A 15,325-nucleotide genomic window follows, 5' to 3' on the forward strand; every position below is an offset into this window, starting at 1 on the left:
ATTCAAATGGCAGATTTAAGCATAAATTTTGCTGGTATTAAGTCACCTAATCCTTTTTGGTTGGCATCGGCACCGCCAACAAACTCCGGCTATCAAGTGCAGCGGGCGTTTGAAGCGGGATGGGGCGGCGCAGTGTGGAAAACGCTGGGGGACCCTATTTTAAATGTTTCTTCACGTTTTGCAGCCGTAAGTTTTAATGGTCAAAAGGTGGCGGGTTTCAACAATATTGAGCTCATCACGGACCGTCCGTTAGAAGTGAATTTAAAAGAAATTTACGAAACGAAAAAACGATTTCCAAACAATACGATCATCGCTTCGTTAATGGTGGAGCCGAAAGCTGAAAAATGGCATGAAATTGTGAAAAAAGTCCAGGATGTCGGGGTAGATGGCTTCGAATTAAACTTCGGCTGCCCACATGGTATGGCGGAACGTGGCATGGGTGCCGCTTCGGGTCAAGTGCCTGAACTGGTGGAAAAGCAGACATATTGGGCGAAAGAATATGCTGAAGTACCTGTCATCGTCAAACTGACACCGAATATTACGGATATTACTGTAACAGCGGAAGCGGCCGTGCGCGGCGGTGCAGATGCGATTAGTATGATTAACACAATCAACAGTTTAGCAGGGGTGGATTTGAACTCCTGGAATACAATTCCTCATGTCGGCAACAAAGGCGCGCATGGAGGATATTGCGGTCCGGCGGTTAAACCGATTGCCCTTAATATGGTGGGCGAATGTGCAAGAAATCCTTATGTGAACGTGCCAATTTCGGGAATTGGCGGAATTTCGAATTGGCAGGATGCTGCTGAATTTATATTGATGGGTTCTACAAGTGTACAGGTCTGTACAGCGGCGATGCATCACGGCTTTAGCATTGTAGAGGATATGATTGATGGATTGAGCAATTATTTGGATGAGAAAGGCTTGCGGTCAGTTATGGATTTAGTCGGAAAAACAGTCCCGAAATATTCTGATTGGGGTGATTTGGACTTAAATTACAAAGTGGTTGCAGAAATCAACAATGATATTTGCATTAATTGCAACAAATGCCATATTGCCTGTGAAGATACTTCCCATCAATGCATCGATCTGTATTCGGAAAATGGTCGTCCAATGCTGAAAGTACGTGAAGAGGACTGTGTAGGCTGTAATTTATGTTCAATCGTATGCCCTGCGGAAGGCGCAATTACGATGAAGGAATTGCCACATGCACAACCGCCAATGACGTGGAATGAAAGACAGTCATTAATTGCGGGATTCGCCGCCCTCAAGTAGTATCCGCTAATTGGCTTTGTAAAATCAAATAAGGTGAGGTGGAGCGATGCCAGAATTAAAAGGTTCAAGCAACAATTATTTGAAATCACCTGATTTACTTCCTATTGCACACGAGAATCGCAACATTGGGATGCTCGGTTTCGGCGTAATTTGGGTAGGGATGGCCATTGTATTAGCCGCATTTGCGATTGGTGCGGGTGGAATCATTAATTTAAGTATGCCGATGCTAATAGTAGCGACATTGGTAGGGTCAATTTTGATCGGTATTTTCATGGTCATTATCGGCGATATCGGCGTTGAGCACGGATTGTCGTTTCCGGTTTATATGCGTGCACCATTCGGAACGATCGGAACACATTTGCCGTCATTTGCCCGTGCGTTTACGGCATCATGCTGGTTTGGTATTAATACGTATTTCGGGGCGTTGGCGATCAATGGGATCCTGAATATTATGACAGGCTTCGACAATTGGTTTGTATGCTTTCTTGTATTTGCGGTATTGCAGCTATTCAACGTTTCATTAGGCATTAAATCGATCGAGCGTTTCGCGGATTTTGCTGCACCGATCATCATTTTCATTTCGATTTGGATGTATTTGCAATTATCCGCTGAAGCGAAAGAACAAGGAAAAGCGGTATGGTCTTGGGTCGAAGCGCCGCAGACAGGCTTTGAGCAGTTTACTGCATTTATGATAGTCGCAATGGCGATCATGGGCTTCTGGGCCACTTTGGCTGCGGATATGCCGACACTTTCGCGTTTCTTTAAGGCGCCGAAAAATGAACGGAACTGGTTCAAACGGAATAAAACACAATTATTAGGTTCGCTCGTTGTTCAGCCTATTTTCAATACGCTAATGATTGTTATCGGTGCGGTATGTTATATGGCAACAGGTTCTGGTGATCCAATCAATGCGCTGCAGCAAGCGGCGGGCGGTATTGTGCTCGTTATGCTATTATCGATGATCGTATTGGCTCAATGGTCAACGAATACTTCCGCCAACGTCATTCCGGCAGCAACTATTTTTTCGAATATCGGCGGACCGAAAGTACCGTTCTGGGTAGGTGTAGTAATTGCCGGCATTGTAGGGACGATTGTTCAGCCATGGAGTTTGTTTGATATTTTAAATAGCGTTTTGCTAGTTGTAGGCGGAATTTTATCTTCCATTGTCGGCATTTTATTTGCTGATTATTATTTGCTTCGTAAGCGACGTGTAAATGTAAGGGACTTATATGAGGTGGACGGACAATATCGTTATTTAAAAGGTGTAAATGTGGCAGGAATCATCGCTTGGGTGCTTGGCGGACTGATCGCAAATATTTGGCCGTCATTTTCTTCGCTCGTTGGCTTCTTTGTAGGAGCGGCAATCTATTACGTACTGGCGAAATTCTGGTGGTTCAAAAAGTATCCGCAAGCTGAAATCGTCAATCCTAGCGATGACGAATATTTGGGCATTACAGCGGGACGCAGCTGGGAAATTGATGTGAAGCCCGAACCGATCGGCGTTCAACAAACTGCTTCTACAGATTAAATGGAAACGGGGTGCTATGATGTCGGAATTTCAGTTTGTAGAAAAGGAAATCCAGCAAATTGACGAGCTGCTTGCTGAAAACTATATTTTTAAAAGCATACACGAAAATCTAGAAGGGGCTTTCGTTACTTTTATAAATCCGGAAAACAATGAAGAGCGTTTGCTGCATATTAGAATGGCGGATACGAGAAAATATTTCTCTGCTAGACTATATGAGCAATTAAATGGTTTAAATTTGAATAGGATATATACGAAGTAAATCCTGAAATCTGGAATATTTATTAGGATGCTCGGATAAAACGGGTTCGGTGTTTGTACTGGACCTGTTTTTAATTTTGCCTTCACAAACCTTGAAGGCTAGTAAACAAAAACGGCTGCTTTGCGTAATACTTCGACAAGGATTTACATATTGTAAAAAGGATACAATGGACGGATTGTATTGATTTTCATTCAAACTTTCAAAATGAAGTGGAGGTCTTTTATGGGGGAAGGGAAAGGGACATTTCAAAAATGGAAGAAAAAAGTGAACGAGAAGGTCACTACAATCAGCAGCAAAACATCTCTTGCGGTCGATCGATCTAAAGCGCGAAAACAAATTGGCGTGATTGAAGAAGAGATAAAGGTGCTCAAACAGGAAATTGGGGAAATCGTCAATATGAACCGGAATAGTCTTTTTTCAGTTAGCATGGTGAATTATCAGCTTGCTCAAATTGAGACGAAAGAAAAGGCTATTGCGCTGCTGGAACAGGAAATTGAAGAATTGAATGAACGCAGTAAATTAGCTGGCATCGAGGAGGAAGAAATAGGCGGAACTGTTGAAAATGGCATGAAACAAGACATGCAGGTTTCACAAACATATACTTGTGCAAACTGCAGCGAGCACTACAGAGAACCTATAAAGTTTTGCGGAGAGTGTGGCTGCAAAATGAATTGATGCGGGCTTAAAAAGTAGCGTTGTTAAGTTCTGTATGCTAATAGCTTGCCCAACTTTCTCAGTGCATAGAAAGTTGGGCGTTTTTATTGCATGATTTTCCATGGAAAAGCTGGCCGCAAAGAATCATTCCAATCCTTTGAGCCAGCATTTTCCCGTAGCGGTCCATACTGCCGTTTCTACTTACGATGTTCTACAAGGTCAATTGCGCCCAATACGATATGGGCCAGGCCGAAACCGAAAAGAGTATTGGCGACCATTTTGTTCGTGCCATTTTTTTGTTTCATGACATACCCCGCGGCAGTAACAGCTGATCCAAGTACAGTCGGAATTAAACCTTCACGAATATTGCTCATAAAAGTCCCTCCTTCATCGTAGTAGGTGTATTAACACCATTACTATTGTTTGTCGGTTAGGGGGAGTGTATTCTTATATTTTTCTTTTTCTGCAAGTAAATACTGGATAACTGTAAATTAAATGTATTAATATCGGTTTATGCCAATTATTATTGAGGGGTTAATCGACACATCCGGTCAATGCTTTTTAATCGAAAATCAGTTCGGCATGTTTTTCGCCTGTTGCGCTTGGCCGTACATATTGAGCATCGCATTCATATCCTGCTGTGAAAGCTGAGGCACTTGATAATAGCCTTTTTTGTTTTGATACAATGACAGCTCGTATGCCATTTCAACGCAATTTGGCACAGAGTCCTGCAGCACGCGGCGTACAACAGGATTTGTGCATTCCAATGCAGCGGCAGTCTTTCCTGTGGCGCCCACTTTATGACAGCTGAGCAGGAAACCTGAAATAACCGCATCGTTAATCTCGTTTGCCGAGGTAATCGGTTTTTTCGGTTCACCTGGTTTCAGGCCATATGTCGTGTCATTTCCAAGCTGCATATTATAGCTGCGTGTTGGATGCTGCGGGTCATGGCCTGTTTTATACGCTTCCATCGTAATATTATATTCGTCAAGCATAAACGGGTATTGTCGATCCATAATAGATAGGAGCTCGGGATCCTGCACTTGGTCGCGCAGCAAAACAAATTGATTCAATCCGCCAATCATAGCGCTTAATACTTCATGTACATCCAGTAATTCATGTGCGCCATGATTCATTGAAAGGGGCATTTGGTTGTCTTGAGATTGGGATGATTGGGTAAACATTAAGTAACCTCCATAATAAGAAATTTTGTACGTTCTTATTGTGAGAAACAAAAAAAAAAATATACGCTTTTTTGAAAAAAGAGAGGATGGGGCAAATGTTTAGAAAAAATGAGCGAGGAAGTGCCGTTTTAATTGCGCTTATTGCGATTGTCGCGATAATTGTTATCGCAGCAATGCTAGTAGTGCCGAAATACAACAATTTAGTATCAGGTGAAGAAACGGTGGATGCAGCATGGGCGCAAGTAGAAAATCAATTAAAGCGCCGATTTGATTTAATACCGAATTTAGTTAATACAGTAAAAGGGTACGCTGCGCATGAGGAAGAGATTTTCACGCAAATTGCGGAGGCACGCACACAATACGGCAATGCCAATACAGTTGAAGAGGCGGCAGACGCAAACAATGATTTAGCTTCAGCTTTATCACGATTAATGGTTGTAATCGAGAACTACCCGACATTAAAGGCGGATGTGCAATTTACACGCTTAATGGATGAATTGGCCGGGACGGAAAATCGTTTGGCTGTGGCACGGAAAGATTATAATGATACGGTCCAGCAATTTAATAATGATGTTCGCCGATTTCCGGGAAATTTGATCGCAGGCATGTTCGGCTTTGACCAAAAAGATTATTTTGAAATTAAAGACGGTGTGGAAGAAACACCGGCTGTTGATTTTGGAAAAGGCGATTAAATTAATTTAAAAGTATAATGCAGAAATTTGGCTATCATCATTAAGCATGTTCATAAATAAGAAATGATCGAAGTAATCAAGGAGGTGTCGGCATCGTCCGTAGCTTCTAAAGGGGGACTGCATATGAGAGTGATCGTCTCGCTATTTTTATTGTTAACGCTATTACCGCTTCAGGCAATGGCGGTCATACCTGAAAAACCAGCCTACAACTCATACGTCTATGATTATGCAAATGTATTATCCGACGATGTCGAACAAAATCTCATTCAATCCGCAAAAGCGCTGGAAGGCTCGACAGGCAATGTCATTGTAATGATGACAATCGATACAATCGGAGGGCTGGATCCATATGAATTCGGCACAGAAACGATTCGGAAATGGGGAATCGGTAATTCAGAAACCGATAATGGCATGCTGATTTTTGCCACGACTGAGCAAGGACCAGAGAAAAATGATGTTTGGATTACGGTCGGGGGCGGCTTGGAAGGCGACTACCCCGATGGGAAGCTTGGCGGCATGATTGATGAGTATATGATGCCATATTTAAAAAATGGGGATTATACAAATGCCTTTGCGAATATTTTTTCCGTTTTTTATGAGGAAATGGGTGGTGAAGCGGGAGGCGCTGATTTAGTGAAGCCTGTTTCATCGGATGATGGAGAAGGCATTTCGATAGGGGTCATTATATTTATTATTATTCTCTATCTCATCATTTCGAAAATAGGCGGTGGCGGCGGTCCTGGCGGGCGTCGCAGAACTGCGCGACGTGTATACCGCAGTGGCGGATTCCCGGGAGGCTTTGGCGGAGGTTTCGGCAGCGGAGGTTCGTCAGGAGGCTTTGGTGGCTTCGGCGGTGGCGGCTCATTTGGCGGAGGTGCGGGCAGGAAGTTTTGATCGCTGATTTAATGGCATCTTACTCTTTTTCGGTAAGATGCCATTTTAATGTGGCGATTTTCCGATAAATTTCAAAACATCAAAGTCTTTTATTTCCAACTAGAATTTCGTTGGCTATAATAATGCGAAAAGGGGGAAACGCCATTGATCGTCAAATTTTATTCAAGACCGAACTGCGAGCTCTGCGTGGAAGGTTTGCACACATTGAAAATTGTGCAGGAAGACATCGACTTTGCAATCGAACAATATAATATTGAAGATGATGACGAAATGCACGAAAAATATATGATCATGATTCCGGTCGTTGAACGAGACGGCAAAGTGATCCAATACGGGCAGCTTGATTATGCGACATTGTATGAGGCGCTAGCGGATTAGCTGCTTCCGCCTTTTGTAAAATATTCGTAAATATGCTAGGCTATGTGTTGCAAATCATTATTATTCAATTTATAATAAAGGCAGAAATTATTTTTTTGTCTGCTGTGGGACTAAAAATAATTAAGTGGGGCAAAATATGTCCAACAAACTCAAGTAGGTGATTTTTTGGACAATGTTTCTTTTTTTGAAGCAGAGCGTAAATTAATGCCTGAAATCGATGCACTTTTTCAAAAAAGGTTTCGTGTATTAAAGACATTAGCGACATTTGGGCCGATTGGCAGACGCGCTTTAGGAGAACAGCTTGATTTAACAGAGCGCGATATCCGCAACGAAACAACCGTATTAAGCGAACAGCAATTGATTTCGATTCAGAAAAAGGGCATGATTTGTACGCCAAAAGGGTATGAAGTATTGGAACAGCTTTCCGAATTGTATCGGGAACTGTCGGGTATTGTGGCAATGGAACAACAGCTCGCTAAACGGTTTGGCATCGCACGCGTAATCATAGTTGCAGGCGATGTTGAACAAGATATTGCAGTAATGCAGCAGCTAGGCAAAGAAGCTGTACAAATACTTCTGCAAAAAGCGGAAGGCAAAGACAAAATTGCCGTGACAGGCGGAAGCAGTGTCGCTTCGATGAAAGAATATTTAACGCCGAGTACAGTGCTCAGCGATGCAAAGTTTATTGCAGCCCGCGGCGGTATGGGCGACGAGATGACATTCCAGGCAAATACTGTCGTCTCAAAATTTGCGAAAAGATGCGGCGCGACATATCGGACATTGTTTTTGCCGGAGCATTTAAGCGAGCAGGCGTATGAAGCGATGAAGCATGAGCCGATCATTGAAGAGATGATGACAATGTATGACGAGGTAGATATTGTCGTGCATGGTATTGGCGCAGCACAGGAAATGGCGCTTCGTCGCAATAGTTCACAGCAGGAGCAGCAAACGCTCGAACAAAAAGGAGCAGTTGGCGAGGCTTTTGGCTATTATTTTAATGCGGAAGGCGACATTGTTCATCATATTCGTACAATCGGCATCCAACTTGAGCAAGTGAATAAAGCACGAAACGTGATCGCGATTGCAGCAGGGCTAAACAAGGCGGCTGCCATTCAAGCGTATTTCAAAAACGCTGCAGCACAAACGATTTTAATAACAGATGAACAAACCGCAAAAACAATCATTAAGAACTAAAGTGTTTTTAAAAGTATGTCCATTACACATACTGTTTAAATAATAAAGATATTGGAGGAATTACACATGGCATTACAATTAGCAATTAACGGATTTGGTCGAATCGGACGTTTAGTATTCCGTGAAGCTTTAAAGCACGAGGAATTTGAAGTAGTTGCGGTAAATGATTTAACGGATGCTGGACAGTTGGCGCATCTATTAAAGTATGACTCGGTACATGGAGTTTATGATGCAGACGTTCAAGCAGAAGAAGATGCATTTATCGTAAACGGCAAGCGCATTCAAGTGCTTTCGGAAAAAGATCCTGCAAAATTACCATGGGGTGACCTTGGTGTAGACGTTGTTTTAGAATGTACTGGCAGATGGCGTTCGATGGAAGAAGTATCGAAACATATCGAAGCCGGCGCAAAAAAAGCGATTCTTTCAGCACCAGCAAAAGGCGATATGCCAACATATGTAATGGGCGTTAACCATAAAGATTATGACCCATCGCAAAATGTCATTTCAAATGCTTCTTGTACGACAAACTGTTTAGCGCCGCTTGCAAAAGTATTGGATGAAAAATTCGGTATCAAGCGTGGTATGATGACAACGATCCACTCTTATACAAATGACCAGCGTATCCTTGACTTCCCGCACTCTGACCCGCGTCGTGCACGTGCAGGCGCAGTATCAATGATTCCGACAACTACAGGTGCAGCGGTAGCAGTATCAAAAGTATTGCCGCAATTAAAAGGCAAACTGGATGGCTTCTCGATGCGTGTTCCGACGCCAAACGTTTCATGTGTTGACTTAGTTGTTGAATTGGATAAAGACGTAACTGCAGATTCAATCAACACGGCATTAAAAGAAGCATCAGAAGGCGACTTAAAAGGCATTCTTGCTTACAACGAATTACCGTTAGTATCGATTGACTATAATGGTAACCCGGCCTCATCAACAATTGACGGCTTATCAACAATGGTAATGGAAAACCGCATGGCGAAGGTTGTATCTTGGTATGACAACGAAATCGGCTACTCAACTCGTTTAATGGATTTAGCATTGTATATTGCAGCACAAGGAATGGAAGAAGCGTAATCATTCAGTGCTAGGCGGAAAATCTATTGTGACATACTTTTTCGTAAACGAAGAAAAAATGTGACATATTAATTGTTATTCAACATAAAAAGTATAGCCTTTAATAGGTATACGCCTTATAATATATAAGGGTAAAAGAGCGGCAGGGACTTACCCGACCGCTCTTTTTTTCGGATAATATATAAGGGCATTACAAGACAGCCTTACCAAATTTTGATACTATTTGAACAAGCGAGCATTATAAATCAAATAACATTTTAGTTGAAGAATGATGAAGGAGGATTTTCTTTATGTTTTTAAAGAAATCAATGAATGATGCAGATGTAAAAGGGAAACGTGTATTTGTACGGGTCGATTTCAATGTGCCGATGGAAGAAGGCAATATTACGGACGATACGCGTATTCGTGCAGCCATTCCAACAATTGAACAATTGGTGAATGCAGGAGCTAAAGTGATTTTAGCATCCCATCTCGGCCGCCCAAAAGGCGAAGTGAATGAAGATATGCGCTTGACAGCTGTGGGCGCACGCTTATCTGAACTGATGAACAAGCCTGTGAAAAAGCTGGATGAATCAGTCGGTGCGGAAGTTGAAGCGGCAGTAAACGGCATGCAGGACGGAGACATTATTCTTCTTGAAAACGTGCGCTTCCATAAAGGGGAAGAGAAGAACGACGAAGCATTGGCGAAGGAGTTTGCGAAATTGGCGGACCTTTATGTAAACGATGCATTCGGGGCGGCTCACCGCGCACATGCTTCCACTGAAGGCATCGCAAAGCATGTACCGGCTGTATCTGGCTTGCTAATGGAAAAAGAGCTGGACGTATTAGGGAAAGCATTATCCAATCCGGAACGGCCATTTACGGCGATTATCGGCGGTGCGAAAGTGAAAGATAAAATAGGCGTCATCGAAAATTTATTGGACAAAGTGGATCATTTGATTATCGGCGGCGGCCTCGTATTTACATTCGTAAAAGCGATGGGGCATAATATCGGAAATTCATTGCTTGAAGAAGACAAAATCGAGCTTGCGAAAGGTTTTATCGAAAAAGCGAAAGAAAAAGGCGTTCAGCTGCACATGCCTGTCGATGCAGTCGTGGCAAACGAGTTTTCAAAAGATGCGGCTACAAAGGTAGTGGGAATTGATGCGATTCCTTCCGGCTGGATGGGGCTTGATATCGGACCGAAAACAGCGGCAAACTATGCTGAAGTGATTAAACAGTCAAAGCTTATCATTTGGAACGGGCCAATGGGTGTGTTTGAAATGGAAAAATTCGCAAATGGCACGAAAACAGTCGCTGAGGCAATGGCGCAAACAGAAGGCTACACAATTATCGGCGGCGGAGATTCAGCGGCAGCGGTGGAAAAATTCGAAGTTGCATCACAAATGGACCATATTTCAACAGGCGGCGGTGCATCATTGGAGTTAATGGAAGGCAAGGAATTGCCAGGCATTGTAGCGTTAAACGATAAATAACTTAACTGTTTTCAGTATGTTACCGCACTGATACAAGTTAGGCCCCTGGCGGATATAGTGGATTTAAATGCAATTATGCAGGGGGATAATTGATTAAATGGAGGGATTCTGAAATGCGAAAACCAATCATAGCAGGAAACTGGAAAATGTATAAATCATTTGATGAGGCGGTTGATTTTGTCGAGGAAATTCAACAGGCGATTCCTTCTCCGGAAAAAATGGATGCAGTCATTTGCTCACCGGCACTTTATTTGCCGACTTTAGTCGTGGCGGCGGAAGATTCGTCGCTTGCCATTGGCGCACAAAACATGCATTTTGAAGATGAAGGTGCATTTACGGGAGAAATTAGCCCTGCAATGCTTTCGAATATCAATGTCGATTATGTTATTTTGGGGCATTCGGAGCGTCGCGAACTATTCAATGAAACAGACGAAGCCGTGAATAAAAAAGTGCGTGCAGCATTGAATCATGGCATCGTGCCGATCATTTGCTGTGGCGAAACATTGGAAGAACGTGAAGCCGATAAAACGGAAGCGAAAGTGGCAAGCCAAGTTACGAAAGCTTTAGAGGGCTTTGCAGCAGTTGAGGTAGAGCATATGGTCATTGCCTATGAACCGATTTGGGCGATTGGAACAGGGAAAACCGCAACTGCCGACGATGCCAACAAAGTATGCGGCGCAATCCGTTTAGCAGTAGAAACATTGTACGGAAAAGATACAGCTGAGAAAATCCGCATTCAGTACGGCGGCAGTGTAAAACCCGAAAATATTGAGGAATTATTGTCAAAAGAGCATATTGATGGCGCTTTAGTAGGTGGTGCAAGCTTACAAACAGAATCATTTATGAAATTATTGGAGGCGGCAGCAAATGCCTAAACAACCTGTTGCATTAATTATTTTGGACGGTTTTGCTTTTCGCGAAGAAGTAAAGGGCAATGCCGTTGCACAAGCGAACAAACCGAATTTTGACCGTTATTGGAATGCCTATCCTCACGCTACATTGATCGCGAGCGGTGAATCGGTAGGTCTGCCGGATGGCCAGATGGGGAACTCTGAAGTAGGGCACTTAAATATCGGTGCCGGACGCATCGTCTATCAAAGCTTGACACGCATCCATAAATCGATCCGCGAAGGCGATTTTTTCCGGAATGAATCATTTCTTGCGGCGGTTGAACATGCGAAAGCACATGGTTCAAAGCTCCATTTAATGGGTCTGCTTTCAGATGGCGGTGTTCATAGCCATTATGAGCATCTTTTTGCCTTGTTAAAATTGGCGAAAGCAAATGGTCTGGAGCAAGTGTATGTCCACGGTTTCCTTGATGGACGTGATGTCGGTCCAACGACAGCACTTGGATATATTCTTGAAACAGAAAAACAAATGAAAGAAATCGGGATCGGGAAGTTCGCATCGATTCATGGCCGCTATTATGCAATGGACCGTGACCGCCGCTGGGAACGTGTCGGCTTAACGTACAATGCGTTAGTTGATGGTATCGGTCAAACAGCTTCCACTGCAACAGCAGGTGTCGAGTCTTCGTATGAACGTGAATTGACTGATGAATTCGTCGTGCCGTTTGTCGTGACAGAAGAAGGAAGACCTGCCGCAACGATCAGCACGAACGATGCGGTTATATTCTTCAACTTCCGTCCGGACCGTGCGATTCAATTATCGTCTTTAATGACGAATGAAAAATTTGACGCTATGCAACGCTCTGAAAATCATCCGACGAATCTGAAATTCGTATCGTTTACACATTACAGTGATGACGTTGTAGCGGATGTCGCATACGAAAATGACAACTTAGTCAATACAGTCGGTGAAGTAATCTCAAAAGCAGGAAAAACTCAGCTGCGCATCGCGGAAACAGAAAAGTATCCGCATGTGACATTCTTTATGAGCGGTGGTCGTGAAGATACTTTTGCCGGGGAGGAACGAATTTTAATCGCATCGCCAAAAGTTGCGACATATGATTTAAAGCCGGAGATGAGCGCCTATGAAGTAACGGATGCATTGCTGAATGCAATTGCGGCGGACAAGTTTGACGCGATTATTTTAAACTTTGCCAACCCGGATATGGTCGGGCATTCCGGCATGCTCGCACCGACGATTAAAGCGATTGAAGCAGTAGACGAGTGCCTGGGGAAAGTCGTGGATGCGATTATTGCAAAAGGCGGTCATGCGATTATTACAGCAGACCATGGCAACTCGGATGAAGTAGTGACTCTTGACGATCAGCCAATGACGGCACATACGACAAACCCGGTGCCGGTAATCGTGACAAAGCCTGGTGCCATGCTGCATGAAGATGGAATTTTAGCGGATTTGGCACCGACAATGCTTGATTTGCTGCATATTCCGCAGCCTGCTGAAATGACGGGGAAATCGTTAGTTATGCCAAGCGAAAAGTAATTTTTTGCGCGGTTGATTATATTGCTTGTGTTTTTCGGGCAAGCAACTAATAAATTTATTGACAGAGGAGAATTTTATTATGCCATTCATTACTCAAGTATACGCTCGCGAAGTTTTGGACTCTCGCGGTAACCCAACAGTGGAAGTAGAAGTATTCACAGAATCAGGTGCATTTGGCCGTGCAATCGTGCCATCAGGTGCATCTACTGGCGAATATGAAGCAGTCGAATTGCGCGATGGAGATAAAGGCCGCTACTTAGGTAAAGGTGTTGAAAAAGCGGTAGAAAACGTAAACACAATTATCGCTGAGGAATTGGAAGGCCAATATTCAGTATTGGACCAAGTTGTAATCGACCAAGCGTTAATCGAGCTTGACGGGACAGAAAACAAAGGCAAATTAGGTGCAAATGCGATTCTAGGTGTATCAATGGCAGTAGCGCACGCAGCTGCAGACTACTTGGATATTCCGCTATACCAATATCTTGGCGGCTTCAATTCAAAACAATTGCCATTGCCGATGATGAACATCATCAACGGGGGTGAACATGCAGACAACAACGTAGATATTCAGGAATTCATGGTCATGCCGGTTGGTGCAAAATCATTTAAAGAAGCATTGCGTATGGGTACGGAAGTTTTCCATAACTTAAAAGCCGTTTTAAAAGGTAAAGGCTACAACACAGCAGTAGGTGACGAAGGCGGTTTCGCGCCAAACTTAAGTTCAAACGAAGAAGCGATCACTGTTATTATTGAAGCGGTAGAAAAAGCCGGCTACAAAATGGGCGATGATATTCGTATCGCACTTGACGTTGCCTCTTCTGAGCTTTACAACAAAGAAACTGGCAAATACGTTTTAGCTGGTGAAGGCGTAGAAAAAACTTCTGAAGAAATGGTTGCATGGTATGAAGAATTAACTTCTAAATACCCGATCATCTCAATCGAAGACGGCTTGGACGAAAACGACTGGGCTGGCCACAAACTATTAACAGAGCGTATCGGTGACCGCGTACAATTAGTTGGTGACGATCTGTTCGTAACAAACACGACAAAATTATCGCGCGGTATCGAAGAAGGCGTTGGCAACTCGATTTTAATCAAAGTGAACCAAATCGGTACATTAACAGAAACTTTCGAAGCGATCGAAATGGCAAAACGTGCTGGCTATACAGCAGTAATTTCTCACCGTTCAGGCGAATCAGAAGACAATACAATCGCAGATATCGCGGTAGCAACAAACGCAGGACAAATCAAAACAGGTGCACCGTCTCGTACAGACCGTGTTGCGAAGTACAACCAATTACTGCGCATCGAGGATCAATTGGGATCAACTGGCCGTTTTGAAGGATTGAATTCTTTCTACAATATTAAATAATGGATTATGTTTGAGCACTCGCTTTTGTGGCGGGTGCTTTTTATTGGGAGGGGAAGGGTTGAGTTGCGGGTGCCGGGCAACGGTTTAAGTCAGAGATTGCGGCAAGTTTTTGAGTAAGGCAAGGGCGGAACCGATTTCAATGGGCAAGTGTGCGGGCAAAAGCAAGTTTCTGGGCAGGGCAAGGGCACCTCTTTTATTAGAACAATTGAGCCGGTTATTAGAAGAAGTAAGAGCGGTATTAGAAGAAATTGGCCGGATATTAGAGGTTCCTCTTGTTTAGGATCAATGACAGCTAGATTTGCCGGTGAAATGGGCGAGGAAAAAGCGTGCCTTGATTTTATTAGAACAAATGAGTGGTTTATTAGAAAATGGCAGCAGGATATTAGAACATGTATAAGCTTTATTAGCCCATCCGGAGTACTTATTAGCACATGGGGCAGTTATATTAGAAAACCGGCAATATATTAGAACAAATAAATTTATATTAGAACATTTACAGATATATTAGAAAAACCCTTGAGCCAAGGTAAATCAATAACACGGGTATATATAGAAAAATCCGTTCAATTAAAAATGCCACATCCCTATAACTAGAAATGTGGCGCTGAACATCATTCTGAGTACTTTGTCTTCAACCAGCTCACTTGTTTTTTTGAGCAAACTCCATAGCCTTTCTCAAAATCTCATTCTCTTCTTCCAACGCACGCATTTTTTCTCGTACGCTGCCTTTAATTTCTCCACATCGCTCACTGGAATCAAGTATGAAGCACCTTCGCTTTGCGACTCGTGATATTGTTTCACCCATTTATGAATGGTAGAAGGGCCGACTTCGTATTGACCTGCTAAATCCGAAATTTTTGCCTCATCTTCCACGACGGATTTAATGATGAATTCTTTAGTTTATGCATCTAACCGCTTTCGGCTTTGTTTT

16 protein-coding genes are annotated in these 15,325 nt (G+C 43.2%); 13 read left to right on the forward strand and 3 right to left on the reverse strand.

The features are described 5' to 3' along the window. Positions 1-6: 6 nt before the first annotated feature. The 4 genes from preA to ACTHOQ_RS08850 all read left to right on the forward strand — a co-directional run bounded on the left by preA (position 7) and on the right by ACTHOQ_RS08850 (position 3,737). Positions 7-1,275: an NAD-dependent dihydropyrimidine dehydrogenase subunit PreA gene (gene preA, locus ACTHOQ_RS08835; RefSeq protein ID WP_440495561.1), complete on the forward strand. Its 1,269-nt coding sequence runs from the start codon at positions 7-9 to the stop codon at positions 1,273-1,275. 46 nt (positions 1,276-1,321) lie between these two features. Continuing rightward, on the forward strand, positions 1,322-2,803 hold the full coding sequence (locus ACTHOQ_RS08840) for an NCS1 family transporter (protein WP_440495563.1): 1,482 nt from the start codon (positions 1,322-1,324) through the stop codon (positions 2,801-2,803). 19 nt (positions 2,804-2,822) lie between these two features. Beyond that, positions 2,823-3,062 (forward strand): hypothetical protein, encoded by a 240-nt coding sequence (locus ACTHOQ_RS08845; RefSeq protein ID WP_440495564.1) that lies wholly within the window; start codon positions 2,823-2,825, stop codon positions 3,060-3,062. 222 nt (positions 3,063-3,284) lie between these two features. Further along, positions 3,285-3,737 (forward strand): nucleotide-binding protein, encoded by a 453-nt coding sequence (locus ACTHOQ_RS08850; RefSeq protein WP_440495565.1) that lies wholly within the window; start codon positions 3,285-3,287, stop codon positions 3,735-3,737. A gap of 176 nt (positions 3,738-3,913) precedes the next feature. On the opposite strand, the gene ACTHOQ_RS08855 is transcribed toward ACTHOQ_RS08850, so the two are convergent. Continuing rightward, the gene (locus ACTHOQ_RS08855; RefSeq protein ID WP_440495566.1) at positions 3,914-4,090 is read right to left on the reverse strand and encodes an asparagine synthase; all 177 of its coding nucleotides are present in this window, start codon (positions 4,088-4,090) and stop codon (positions 3,914-3,916) included. Positions 4,091-4,288: 198 nt separating this feature from the next. After that, positions 4,289-4,900, reverse strand: a complete 612-nt coding sequence (locus tag ACTHOQ_RS08860) for a spore coat protein (RefSeq protein ID WP_440495568.1) — start codon at positions 4,898-4,900, stop codon at positions 4,289-4,291. A gap of 95 nt (positions 4,901-4,995) precedes the next feature. Between ACTHOQ_RS08860 and ACTHOQ_RS08865 the strand changes: the two genes are divergently transcribed. The 9 genes from ACTHOQ_RS08865 to eno all read left to right on the forward strand — a co-directional run bounded on the left by ACTHOQ_RS08865 (position 4,996) and on the right by eno (position 14,394). After that, positions 4,996-5,592 (forward strand): LemA family protein, encoded by a 597-nt coding sequence (locus tag ACTHOQ_RS08865; protein WP_440495569.1) that lies wholly within the window; start codon positions 4,996-4,998, stop codon positions 5,590-5,592. A 123-nt stretch (positions 5,593-5,715) separates the two neighbouring features. Continuing rightward, positions 5,716-6,486 (forward strand): TPM domain-containing protein, encoded by a 771-nt coding sequence (locus tag ACTHOQ_RS08870; protein ID WP_440495571.1) that lies wholly within the window; start codon positions 5,716-5,718, stop codon positions 6,484-6,486. 144 nt (positions 6,487-6,630) lie between these two features. After that, on the forward strand, positions 6,631-6,864 hold the full coding sequence (locus ACTHOQ_RS08875; protein WP_440495572.1) for a glutaredoxin family protein: 234 nt from the start codon (positions 6,631-6,633) through the stop codon (positions 6,862-6,864). A gap of 165 nt (positions 6,865-7,029) precedes the next feature. Then, positions 7,030-8,058, forward strand: coding sequence for a sugar-binding transcriptional regulator (locus ACTHOQ_RS08880; RefSeq protein WP_440495573.1), 1,029 nt, complete (start codon positions 7,030-7,032; stop codon positions 8,056-8,058). A 66-nt stretch (positions 8,059-8,124) separates the two neighbouring features. Further along, on the forward strand, positions 8,125-9,138 hold the full coding sequence (gene gap / locus ACTHOQ_RS08885) for a type I glyceraldehyde-3-phosphate dehydrogenase (protein WP_440495575.1): 1,014 nt from the start codon (positions 8,125-8,127) through the stop codon (positions 9,136-9,138). 290 nt (positions 9,139-9,428) lie between these two features. Further along, positions 9,429-10,613 carry a phosphoglycerate kinase gene (locus tag ACTHOQ_RS08890; protein ID WP_440495577.1) on the forward strand — a complete coding sequence of 395 codons (1,185 nt, stop codon included), beginning with the start codon at positions 9,429-9,431 and terminating at the stop codon, positions 10,611-10,613. 113 nt (positions 10,614-10,726) lie between these two features. After that, a complete protein-coding gene (tpiA, locus tag ACTHOQ_RS08895) occupies positions 10,727-11,488 on the forward strand; it encodes a triose-phosphate isomerase (RefSeq protein ID WP_440495579.1) in 762 nt (253 codons plus the stop codon). After that, on the forward strand, positions 11,481-13,022 hold the full coding sequence (gene gpmI, locus ACTHOQ_RS08900) for a 2,3-bisphosphoglycerate-independent phosphoglycerate mutase (RefSeq protein ID WP_440495581.1): 1,542 nt from the start codon (positions 11,481-11,483) through the stop codon (positions 13,020-13,022). Before tpiA ends, gpmI begins: the two co-directional genes overlap by 8 nt. Positions 13,023-13,101: 79 nt before the next feature. Beyond that, entirely contained in the window at positions 13,102-14,394 is a 1,293-nt protein-coding gene (gene eno / locus ACTHOQ_RS08905; protein WP_440495582.1) for a phosphopyruvate hydratase, read from the forward strand. A gap of 675 nt (positions 14,395-15,069) precedes the next feature. Here eno and ACTHOQ_RS08910 read toward each other — a convergent pair. Continuing rightward, on the reverse strand, positions 15,070-15,282 hold the full coding sequence (locus tag ACTHOQ_RS08910; protein WP_440495633.1) for a transposase: 213 nt from the start codon (positions 15,280-15,282) through the stop codon (positions 15,070-15,072). Positions 15,283-15,325: the final 43 nt, after the last annotated feature.

It is taken from the genome of Solibacillus silvestris (genome assembly GCF_051967575.1).
Classification (GTDB): Bacteria; Bacillota; Bacilli; order Bacillales_A; family Planococcaceae; genus Solibacillus; species Solibacillus silvestris_B.